Origin of the sequence: Photobacterium sp. GB-210 (assembly GCF_003026075.1) — a bacterium.
GTDB lineage: Bacteria > Pseudomonadota > Gammaproteobacteria > Enterobacterales > Vibrionaceae > Photobacterium.
Window position 1 is genome coordinate 1 of the sequence record NZ_PYNU01000011.1, and the last position, 13,052, is coordinate 13,052.

The 13,052-nt window shown below is 42.0% G+C and carries 2 protein-coding genes; both read left to right on the forward strand.

What is annotated here, in order from left to right; all coding sequences use genetic code 11:
* Nucleotides 1–23 precede the first annotated feature (23 nt).
* Nucleotides 24–11,432 (forward strand): type I secretion C-terminal target domain-containing protein, encoded by an 11,409-nt coding sequence (locus tag C9J38_RS13360; RefSeq protein WP_233218506.1) that lies wholly within the window; start codon nt 24–26, stop codon nt 11,430–11,432.
* Between the two features lie 242 nt (nt 11,433–11,674).
* Nucleotides 11,675–13,009, forward strand: coding sequence for an N-succinylarginine dihydrolase (astB, locus tag C9J38_RS13365; protein ID WP_107207524.1), 1,335 nt, complete (start codon nt 11,675–11,677; stop codon nt 13,007–13,009).
* Nucleotides 13,010–13,052 lie beyond the last annotated feature (43 nt).

Consider the following 13,052-nt stretch of genomic DNA (forward strand, 5'->3'; position numbering starts at 1 on the left):
TTACGATTGATGCCAATGGTAATTTGGTCGGTACCATCGCAGGTACTGATACGGTTGCCGTACGTGTTGAATTAACCCCAACGCAAGCGGGTCAAAACGTTAATGTCGAAGTCAAAATCATCCAAGAGCTGCCACTTGATCATCAGGCTTCAGGTAACAGTTCAGGTTTTGTCACTGTCGATGGTGATGACATCTCGATTAAAGTCCCTGTACAGGCGAAAGATACCGATGGTGATTGGTTAGATAAACCAGCCAATGTTGATATCACAATTGTTGATGGGGCGAACCCTGAGTTTGGTACTGATAAAGGTATCACCATCAATGAAACCACCGACGCTGATAAAGTGATGCAGGGTCAGATCCCGTTAAATGTCGGCTCTGATGATATCCAAACCATTCACTTTAATGCGACCCAAGAGGGCCTAGCCAACATTACCAGCAACGGTCAGCAAACCACGTTTACTGTTAATGGCAATGTATTAACTGTGGTTGATGCAGATTCTAATCCTGTGATGGTAGTGACGATCGCTAATGACGGTACCTATACCGTTAAAGTAACCGGGCCTGTTGACCAAAACAGTGTCGATATTGCTGATATTAAGCTTGATGTTACCGCGACAGATAAAGACGGCGATACGGCTAGTGGTGAACTCAACATCACGATAAAAGATGGTACAGATGCGGCAGGTGGTGAAAACATTGATATCACAATCACCGAAGGTGACCGTGATGTGGATGGTAGCGGCACAAGCACAGGTGGCGCAGATACCACTTATCCGGTAGAGAAAACCGGTGAGCTTACGCTGGTTGCGGGTGAAGATCGCCTCGATCCAACCACCGTTGCCATTGATGCGACGCAGCAAGCGGATTTAATTAAAGAGTTAAGCTCAGAGCTAACTTCTGGCGGTAAAGCGTTGGTCTTCACTGTTGATGCTAATGGCAATTTAATTGGTACCATTGAAGGTACTGATACGGTTGCCGTACGTGTTGAATTAACCCCAACGCAAGCGGGTCAAAACGTTAATGTCGAAGTCAAAATCATCCAAGAACAACCACTGGATCATCAGGCTTCAGGTAACAGTTCAGGTTTTGTCACTGTCGATGGTGATGACATCTCGATTAAAGTCCCCGTACAGGCGAAAGATACCGATGGCGATTGGTTAGATAAACCAGCCAATGTGGATATCACGATTGTTGATGGGGCGAACCCTGAATTTGGTACCGATAAAGGTATCATCATCAATGAAACCACCGACGCTGATAAAGTGATGCAGGGTCAGATCCCGTTAAATGTCGGCTCTGATGATATTCAGACCATCCACTTTAATGCGACCCAAGAGGGCCTAGCCAACATTACCAGCAACGGTCAGCAAACCACGTTTACTGTTAATGGCAATGTATTAACCGTGGTTGATGCAGACTCTAATCCTGTGATGGTAGTGACGATCGCTAATGACGGTACCTATACCGTTAAAGTAACCGGGCCTGTTGACCAAAACAGTGTCGATATTGCTGATATTAAGCTTGATGTTACCGCGACAGATAAAGACGGTGATACGGCTAGTGGTGAACTCAACATCACGATAAAAGATGGTACAGATGCGGCAGGTGGTGAAAACATTGATATCACAATCACCGAAGGTGACCGCGATGTGGATGGTAGCGGCACAAGCACAGGTGGCGCAGATACCACTTATCCGGTAGAGAAAACCGGTGAGCTTACGCTGGTTGCGGGTGAAGATCGCCTCGATCCAACCACCGTTGCCATTGATGCGACGCAGCAAGCGGATTTAATTAAAGAGCTCAACGCTGAGCTTACATCCAGCGGCAAACCATTAACCTTTACGATTGATGCCAATGGTAACTTGGTCGGTACTATCGCAGGTACTGATACGGTTGCCGTACGTGTTGAATTAACCCCAACGCAAGCGGGTCAAAACGTTAACGTCGAAGTTAAAATCATCCAAGAACAACCACTGGATCATCAGGCTTCAGGTAACAGTTCAGGTTTTGTCACTGTCGATGGTGATGACATCTCGATTAAAGTCCCCGTACAGGCGAAAGATACCGATGGCGATTGGTTAGACAAACCAGCCAATGTGGATATCACGATTGTTGATGGGGAGAACCCTGAATTTGGTACCGATAAAGGTACAACGATCACTGAAACAGAAAATGGTGCAACCGCAACAGGTAAAATCCCGCTAAATGTGGGCTCTGATGATATTGCACATATTGATTTTGCACAGTCTCAGCCGTCACTTGAAGGGATTGTATCTAATAACCAAGCAACCCGTTATGTGGTTGATGGTAATGAAATTAAAGTTGTGATTAACGGTGGCGCGAATGATGGCGCAGCGGTAATGACGATTGAAATCAATGTCGATGGTAGTTACACGGTTCATCAACATCTGCCAATTGAGCAAGACAACAGCAAAGGCGATACCGTTGATATTAATCTGGCTGTTACTGCAACAGATAAAGACGGTGATATCAGTAATACGGGTCAATTAGAGATCCATATTAAAGATGGTCTAAACCCTACCGGTGAGGGTGTTGTAGCAAACATCACGATTACAGAAGGTGATCTTGAAGATCCTAAAGCTGGCAAGGGTTACCCTGTTTCAGCAGATACGCATTTTACAGTTAATGCCACAGATGATGCATTAGTTGCTAATAGCTTGAAGATTGCTGATAGCGCACAAGTAGATTTAGTAAAAGAGCTCAATAGCTTAACGTCAAATGGTGAAGCACTGACTTTCACTGTTCACACTGATGCTAATGGTGTAATCACTATTACGGGTGTGACAACAAGCGGTCAAGAAGCGGTAAGTATTAGCATGACGCCGTCCTCATCAGCGAATGGTGATGTGACTGTTGATTTGGCCATTCATCAGGCTTTGCCTCTTGATCACATAAAATCAAACGGCACCTATGTTGATGTTACCGGCGGTAAGATCACCATTGATGTACCTGTTCAAATGCAAGATACCGATGGTGACGCGTTAGACAAACCCGTTGATGTGAATATTACGATTAAAGATGGTCAGAAGCCTTCGTTTGGTCATGATTCAACAGCAACCTTGGAAGAAGGGGTATCAGGCACAGCAACAGCATCTGGCACTATTGATATTGATACGGGCAGTGACCAAGTCGCGAAAGTGTACTTTAAAGGTAACCAATCATCGTTGGATGGTTTAACCAGTAATGGTCATGAAACGACGTATTCGTTAAGTGCTGACGGCTCTACAATCACCGTAGTATTAAAAGACAATCCATCTCAAGTTGTGATGGAAATCAAGATTGATGTTAATGGTCATTACGTTGTTGAACAAAAACAACCGATTGATCAGGTCGATGACAAGAATGCTGATAATGAAATTATTAAGCTAGATGTCGTTGCTCAAGACTATGACGGTGATAACAGCAAGCCGGGTCAGATCACGATCAATATTCATGATGGTGAGGATGCAAAAGGTGGCGAAACTGGCTCTATCGTTATTACTGAAGGCGATTTACAACCGACAGCAGGTGAACAAGGTTACCCTGTTTCAGGTGATGTTGACATTGCGGTGAAAGCTGGCGTTGACCGTTTAGATCCAACTAAGGTTTCAATCGATAGTACACATCTTTCGGCATTAATTGATGAGTTGCAGTCAGAGTTAACAGCATCTGGTTCAAAAATTAGCTTTAGCTATCACGATGGTCAGCTAATCGGTACTGCTAATGGTCAAGTCGTTCTAACGGTTGCGGTTTCAGCAGTACAGGCAGCTAATGGTCATGATGTAGACGTGAAAGTTTCCATTACTCAACATGCGCCTTTAGATCATCATGGTAGTGAAACCTCAGGTTTTGTAAGTGTTGATGGCGATAAGATTGTTATCGATGTGCCGGTCCAAGTCAAAGACACTGACGGTGATAACCTTGCCAATAATGTAAATGCGCAAATCACCATTAATGATGGTGCCGCACCTATCATTATTTCTGCTCCAGCTATCAGTGTTGATGAAGATGCATTAGCGGGTGGTTCAAATACATCAAAAGATGGCGTAACAGCACTGGGTGATATTCAAGTCGATCAAGGCAGTGACTATGTGTCTAACTTTAAGGTCGATGTAGAAGCGTTTAATGCTCAAAATACCATTAAGTCAGAAGGCCACGACGTTGTTCTTGAGCAGACAGGTGTGGGTACTTATCAAGGGATAGCGGATGGACAAGTTGTCTTCACCTATGCCTTGTTACCTAATGGTCGTTATATATTTAAGCTGGAAGGGACAATAGATCATCCCACTCAAGGTGAAGATGAGTTTAAGATTGAATTTCCTGTTTATGCCGTTGATAAAGATGGTGATACCAGCGGTACAGTCAATATTGATGTATCAATTAAAGATGATATTCCATCTGTACATGATGTAACGCTAAATACGGTTGAGCACAGCACGACGACACTGGAAAATGTGATTGTGAGTACCGGTGCGGATGGTGCACAAGTCACAGCATTGATTGTTGATGGGCAGCATATTGATTTATCAACATTGCCAGAGTCTGGCGGTTATCGTATTTATGAAGTAACAGAGAATGGTCAAAAGTTAGGTGATCTTATGATCAAACCTAATGGTGATACTTACTTTGCTGCGAACGATAATTTGGATCATAACCAAGAAGAGATCCTTAAAAATATTGGCTTTGAAGTAACCGATGGCGACGGTGATAAGGCACAAGGTACGATCACGCTTGAAGTGTCGGATAAAGATGCAACCTTAAGCTTGCAAAACAGCATTGGTCAGGAAGAAGACGGTCGTCACTCAACCGATCCCAACGATAATGTTGATGTAAATCGTGATGGTATTGCGATCAATATGAGCATCAATGTTGGTGATAATGATCGTGGTGAGCACATTGGCACTGTGACTATTCACCCGCAAGGCGAAGCGCATGGCGTCTTTATGTTTAACGGTCAGCCTTTAGCTGTTAATAGCGATGGTTCAATCACTATTCCTGCAAGTGCATTTACAGCAGATGCTAGCGGTGAGAATTACACCCTACAAGGCGTGACTTTTGTTCCTGCAGAAGATTTCTCGACCTCTGCAAACGGTATTAAATTTGATGTTAGTGCACAAGTGAATACCACTGATGGTGGTAACCACCCAGTAATGAATGGTGAGTTCTCGATTGATGTTCAGGGTATTGCAGATACGCCAACATGGAGTGCAAGCTCTGTTGAACATTATGTTGTTGATGAAGATGGTTCTAATGTTCAGCTAAGTGTTGTTGCTGATCTGCAAGATACCGATGGCTCTGAAGCACTGTTCTACTACATTACGGTACCAAAAGAGTACCAAGATAAATGTACATTAGAAATTGATGGTCAAACACTAGTTGAAACATCACCAGGGTCAGGTATTTACAAAGTAGATGCTGAGCAAATGAAATCTGTTGAGGTGAACCCTGCTGATAACTTTAGTGGTGATATTAAACTGTCTATCACAGCTGAAAGTAAAGAGCTTGATAACTTTGTTAATGGCCATCAGACAGCAGAATCGACTGCGAAAGAAATTGTTATCAATGTAAATCCTCAAGCTGATGATGGCACGTTAAAAGTAACGCGTGTTGAATCGAAAGAAGATGAGCGCATTGATCTATCAACGCACATTAACTTTGTGTCGTTAGATGATAATACCGATAACTCTGAGCATTTATTCCTACAAATCTCAGCACTTCCTGAAGGTGCGGTATTGTACTTAAATGATCAACTTCTGACGCCAAATGCTGATGGTGTGTATGAAATTAAATATGAAGACTTGAACGGTTTATCACTTCAGCCGCCATTAGATAGCAACGTTGACTTTAGTATCTCAGTCAACGGTGTGATCCGAGATGTTGCAACCATTACTGATGCTAATGGTAATGTGACAACGGAAACTAGCGAGAAAGTTGTTGGCCCACAATCGATTGATATTGCATTAACCGGTGTGGTTGATCAGGCGAGAATTGAATCAGAAAATTCTGATTGGACCCGTTTAGATAACGGTAAAATTGGCTTACAAACCACGATCAAAGAAGACGGTAGCGCGAAGTTTGATTTTAAAGTGGTATCAGGTGAGCACACGGTTGATGGTAAAACTGATGGTTCTGAAACCTTAAGTATTGTGGTTTCTGGTATTCCAGAAGGGGCAAAACTGTACGATCAGAACGGTAACCTTCAAACACTGGTTTATGCTGGTGAAGATAAAAACGGTCAGCCTATTTATCAGGTTAATCTGACAACGTTAAATGATGTAAAAATCGTACCACCTGAAAATAGCACAGAAGACATTACGCTTGATGTACGAGTCGTGGTGACTGAAAACGATGGTGCGAGTAAGGCGTTTAATGGCGAATTGGTTATTCATGTTACGCCTGAGATTGATGCGACAGATTACGGTACGGTTTCTAAGGGTTTTGAAGATCAACCGATTCAAATTGATTGGTTACCACCTGAGTTTACCGATCCGAAAGAACATATTACGGCTGTTGCATTAAACGGTTTACCACAAGGTTACCAGTTGTTCTTGGGTGATACGTTATTAGTTGCCGATGCATCAGGAAAAATCACCTTTACTGATAGCCAATTACAACAGTTATTGAATGGCACTAAGTTAACACTGCATGCGCCAGAAGATTCGGATAAAGATATCACGTTAACTTCAACAGTAACGGTATCAGAGACGGATGTTGATGGTGATAAAGAGACGGTAACGAAAGATATTACAGGTACTTTAACCGTTGATATTGAAGCTGTTGTGGAAAGCGATGGTCAGTTAGTTGTAAGTGATGACGGCAAAACTGTTACCAATATTAGCTGTGACAGTGATGGTGTAATTGATCTCTCTAATGGTGCTGACTCAGATGGCAAAATCACTTGGGTTAATGACGATAATTCCAGCTCTGAAGTTATTCAGCAAGTCGTACTAGAACCTATTCCTGAAGGTTTTGTGATTGTTGGTGGTATTAACAATGGTGATGGTAGTTGGACGATTCCTCAGTCGCAATTAGGCAACTTGCAGATCAAAGCACCAGAAGGCTTTAAAGAGACTCTAGTGCTACAAATTAGCGCTATGGTTCAAGATTTAAGTGACGATGGTGATCCAAGTGCATTAGTGGTTAAGAAAGACACTATTACGCTTGATTTTAGTAAGAATACTGAAAGTCATGATGAAAAAGCTGCAGACATCATCATTGAAGATCACGTTGTAACGGGTACAGAAGATCACACGGTAGATTTAGGTAAACAAATTACCGATCACATCCTAAAAGTGAGTACCGCTGACGGTCATCAATTGAATGATGAGTTAACCATTGTTATTGATGCTAAAAATCTACCAGATGGGGCTTCGATTTCTGGAGCTGATTATAATCACGTAACAGGTGAGTATGTACTGAAAGTACCGGTATCTGCGAATGGTGAAGTGGACTTATCTAGCATTCACATTAACTTGCCGAAAGATTTTGCCGGTGACTTTAAGCTAGATGTGAAGTTTGTGACTACCGATACCGAAAGTGGTGATTACAAAACACAAACTGACACGATTTCAGTGCAAATTGCACCTGAAGTGGATGGACCTAAATCGGTTGAAATCAACGTGGTTGAAACTGAAGGCTTAAACGGTGATAAGCAGCCGATCTCGTCTTCTGATGATAAAACAGAGCAAGTTTATAAAGATGTTGCTTATGAAGATGGAGATATCAAGCTCGATCTATCTGTAGCACTAAAAGATGTCAGCACAGAGCTAACTGACGGTAAAGAGAGCGTTGAGTCTGTGACATTAACGCTTAAAGACAGCACTGACGGCGTGTTCATTGATGAACACGGTAACGTGTTAGGTTCATCTATCACCATTGATGCTAGCCTGATGGGGAATATTCATTTCCGTCCAGCGCCTGATTTTAGCGGCAAGGTTGATATTGATGTGAAAACCACGGTTGTTGATACCACTGTTTATGATGAAACGGCTGGTGGCAAAGAAGTATCAGCATCAAAGACATTTGATAACACAGTGAGTTTTGATGTCGTTGCTGTTAATGACGAAGTTAAATGGCATGGTACTGAGACACCGATTGTCGGTAATGAAGATACCGCTATTTCATTAAGTGGTGTTGGTGGAACACTACAAGACAGCGATGGCTCTGAGCATATTGTTTCTATTAAGTTAGAAAATGTACCGGATGGCTTTATTGTTCAAGGCGCAACCAATAATGGTAGTGGTGTTTGGACACTTAGCGGTTCGGGGGAATCATTTGATTTAAGTAGCGTGAAAATTGTGCCACCGAAAGATTTCAGCGGTACAGTTAATATCGATATTGTGGTGTATTCAAAAGAAGAAACCTTAGACAAGCCAGCTGAAAACCGTAAAACCATCACTATTGATGTTCAGCCAGTTGCTGATAAAGTCGATACAGATGTAAACCCAAATGCATCTGGTGATGAAAATGGTTCAATCACGTTGGATTTAGGCATTAAAGCTTATGATGACGAAAACACCGTTAAGAACCCAAATTCAAATGTGCATGAAAATGGGGCGGAATCACTACAAATCACCATTACTAATGTGCCTGATTCAAGTTCATTTACATTACCGGATGGTGTAAAAGGCAGCTGTGAAAAACAAGCAGATGGTTCATGGGTCATTAAAGTTGATGGCTCTGAGCTTGATACATTGACCTTCCACCCAGGTGATGCGAACAACCAAACTGTGATTGACGGTAAAGTTTGGACGGGTGATCTAGATTTCGATATTCGTGCGGTGGATAACGGTGTTGTTGGTACAGATAGCGTTGCGGTGGATAAAACAATCCACATTGATGTGACGCCTGATAACGATGCACCTGTAAACCATATGCCAACGGATCCGCTAACAGTTGAAGAAGATGCAATACTCGTGATCAAGAACCTGCAAGTGACTGATGTAGATAGTCATGATCATGATGCAGTAATGAACATGACGGTGACGTTAAGTGTACAGCATGGTCAATTAAGTATTGCTGATGGTGTCGATACAACAGGTCTGGTGATCAAAGGTAATGGTGATGGCACATTAACCATTGAAGGTGATATTACTAAGATCAATCAGCTATTGGATAAAGGCATCAATTACGTTGGTGATAAAGACTTTAACGGTACTGATAGCTTAACCATGACAACCAACGATAACGGCAATTCTGGTGCAGGTGGTGCTCTAACCGATACTGATAGCGTGGATATCACGGTGACGCCTGTTAACGATGCGCCAGTGAACACGGTACCTGATGCATTTACTGTTGATGAAGACAGCAGCCATGTGATCAGTGGTCTTAAGATCAGTGATGTAGATGCGAAGGAAAATGGCGCATCAGGTGACATGACGGTGACGTTAGCAGTAGGTCATGGCCAGTTAGCGATTATTGCAACTGATACGCAAGGTTTGAATATTGTTGATAATGGTGACGGTAAGTTAGTTATCAGTGGTGATATCAATAAGATCAACACATTACTTGCTGACGGTATTAAATATACCGGTGATGAGAATTATGCAGGTAAAGATCAGTTAACCATGACTACCAGCGATAACGGTAACGCTGGTGCAGGTGGCGTATTAACGGATATCGATACGGTTGATATCACGGTGACACCGGTTAACGATGCGCCTGTTAACCATGTACCAACCAGTATTGCGGCAGATGAAGACGTTGCTACTGTTATCACTGGATTACAAGTATCAGACGTCGACTTTAATGAACTAGCCAATAATACTGGTATGTCGGTACAGCTAAGTGTGGCTCATGGTTCATTAACGATTACATTGCCAGATAACAGCCCAGTGAAAGTGGTTCAAAATGGAGTCGGTAATGTCACGCTTGAAGGTTCAATGGATGATATTAATGCCGTACTTAATAGTGGGGTAAGTTATACCGGCGATGAAAATTACAGTGGTAAAGATGAGTTAACCATTACGACTAACGATGGCGGCAATACAGGCTCTGGCGGTAACCAAGCTGCAACTAATAAAGTTGAAATTAATGTAGCTCCTAAAGCAGATGCGCCATCATTAAGTATCAGTCCGGAACATTTACAAACAGCAGCGATAAGAAGCTCTGTTGGTACCATGTTGCCACTGATTGGCTTAATTGCTGCGGCATCCGCGGATGCATCTGAAACCTTAACCGTTAAGTTAACGAATTTAGGTTCAGGTCAGGTTGTTGATAGAGATGGTAACGTTATTGGTACCGATTTAGGCAATGGTAATTGGGAAGTGCCAGCTGACAAGGTTAATGGCTTGTATATCAAAGATCTTGACCAAGGTACGCACTCAATTAATGTTGTCGCGGTTTCGACTGAATCTGATGGCTCTTATGCAGAATCTGCACCTGTAAATATCAATATCGTTGTAGATGATTTATCGCAAACAAATAACGTTATTGGTCACAATTCAAATGTGAGTGGCGATAATCTGATCATCGACAGTACTGCAGCAGCAACGCTTTACGGTGGTGATGGTGATGATGTACTGGTTGGTGGTTTAGGCTCTGATATCCTTGTTGGTGGTGCTGGTGATGACATTCTATGGGGTGGGGAGCTAGGCGGTCATGGTGATGGGGTGAAAGATACCTTCCTATGGTCAGAAAGTGATTTCGGTACGGCAGATGCCCCTGCGACAGATAAGATCATGGACTTTGAAGTTGGTATCGATACTATCAGCCTAGGTGATGCATTAGACACGAAAGATATTCACTCATTAGCGGATTTGAATAATCGTCTGAATATCACTGAGCAAGATGGGAGTACCTTAATTCAGATCTCTAACGATCAAGATAAGGTAGTGCAGAATATCATTCTAGATGGTGTGTCTAACCATGACTTATTTGGTAGTACATCTAGTGAGATGACTGCAACGGATAAAGTGACAACGTTATTGAATAACGGCAGCCTTGAGCTTAGTAAGAACTTTGGTAATGAAGAGAGCAATGACTTAATCGCAGATAGCCAAGGTGAGTCTTTATTTGGTTTCGATGGTGACGACAATTTACTCGCGGGTACTGGAAATGACATCTTAACTGGCGGTGCTGGTGATGATCTCTTTACTTGGCATGAAACATCGCTATCTAATAGCAATAATACCGATACTATTGCTGATTTTGAGCTTGGTAAAGATAAGATTGATATCCGAGAATTGCTTGGCAATGATGATAGTGGTAAGTCAGATATGGATAACTTATTGGATCATGTAAGTGCAGGTGTTGATGATAAAGGTAATGTTAATCTTGATATCACAACAGATGACGGTAAGACGCAAAATATTGTCTTAGATAATATTCATCCGGCCCATGATCTTGGGTTAGTGGATGGGGCTTCTTCTGTTGATATTATGAATTCACTGTTTGATCACAATGCATTTAAGATAGATAGCGGTCACTAAATAGAAAAATAGAATATAAAAGCAGCCCTTAGTGGCTGCTTTTTTTTACCTAAAACTGCGTAGTTATTCATTTAATTTACAATAAGTGCAGAAAACAAGCCTATTCAAAGGAAACTTACGAACGATATAAAATAATAATCTATAAATAATGACTAATTAGACATAAACGTGTTTTGTTGCGGTAAATGTAAAAATTTTGTTATGTTAATTGCTATGTATTTAGCGGATGACATGGATGGAAAATGAAAGCATTTGAAGCGAATTTTGATGGTTTAGTGGGCCCGACGCATAATTACAGCGGTTTAGCTTACGGTAATCTTGCGTCAGCTAAGAACAGCGCCAAAGCGTCTAATCCTAAGCAAGCAGCGAAACAAGGGCTGGCAAAAATGAAAACCCTTGCTGATCTAGGCTTAGTACAAGGGATCATTGCACCACAAGAAAGACCAGATATTGCTACGCTCCGTAGTTTGGGCTTTTCTGGCTCAGATAAAAATATTATCCAGCAGGTAGCAAAACATAATCCCAAGTTACTAGCATCTTGCTATTCAGCTTCCAGTATGTGGACAGCCAATGCAGCCACAGTATCGCCATCTGCTGATACTGTTGATAAGCGAGTACATTTCACCCCAGCTAATTTAGTTAATCAGTTTCACCGTTCAATCGAGCATGTGACAACAGGTAAGATTTTAAAAGCGATGTTTTCGAGTGAACAACATTTCCATCACCATAGCGCTTTACCTTCAGTGAATCATTTTGGCGATGAAGGGGCGGCCAATCACACCCGCTTTTGTCGTGAATATGGTGAAGCTGGCGTTGAGTTTTTTGTTCACGGTCGTCATGCTTTTGATAGTCGTTTTATTCAACCAAAGAAATATCCAGCAAGGCAAACCTTTGAGGCTTGTGAAGCTATAGCACGGTTACACCAATTAGATGAGCAGCAAGTTGTGATTGCTCAGCAAAATCCTGCTGTGATTGACCAAGGTGTATTCCATAATGATGTGATTGCTGTTGGTAATAGAGATTTATTGTTTTGTCACGAGCAAGCGTATGTTGATCAAACGAAAGTGTATGCAGAGTTAAAACAAAAAATGGGTGAGGACTTTAAGATCATTGAAGTGCCTACTTCGAGTGTGTCGATTGATAGTGCGATCTCAAGCTATCTATTTAACTCACAATTATTATCGTTACCTAATGGAGAAACCGTACTGGTTTTACCGCAAGAGTGTGAAGAAAATAGCCAAGTTAAACGCTATGTTGAGCAATTAGTAACGAGTCAGCAAGGCATTGATAAAGTGATGATCTTTGATTTGAAGCAGAGTATGGCAAATGGTGGAGGACCAGCATGCTTACGACTACGTGTCGTGCTTAATGAACAAGAACTGCAAGCTGTAAATCCTGAGGTGTTAATGTCAGATGATAAATTTTCTGTTTTAAACCAGTGGGTTGATAAGCATTATCGTGATCGTTTAGTTGAAGCTGATTTAGCTGATCCCAATTTACTGGTGGAATCTCGCACCGCATTAGATGAACTGACTCAGATACTTAATTTAGGCTCGGTGTATAACTTTCAACAGTGATCTTTACATAAACAAAAGGCGATAAGTTGAGTGTAAGTATTTT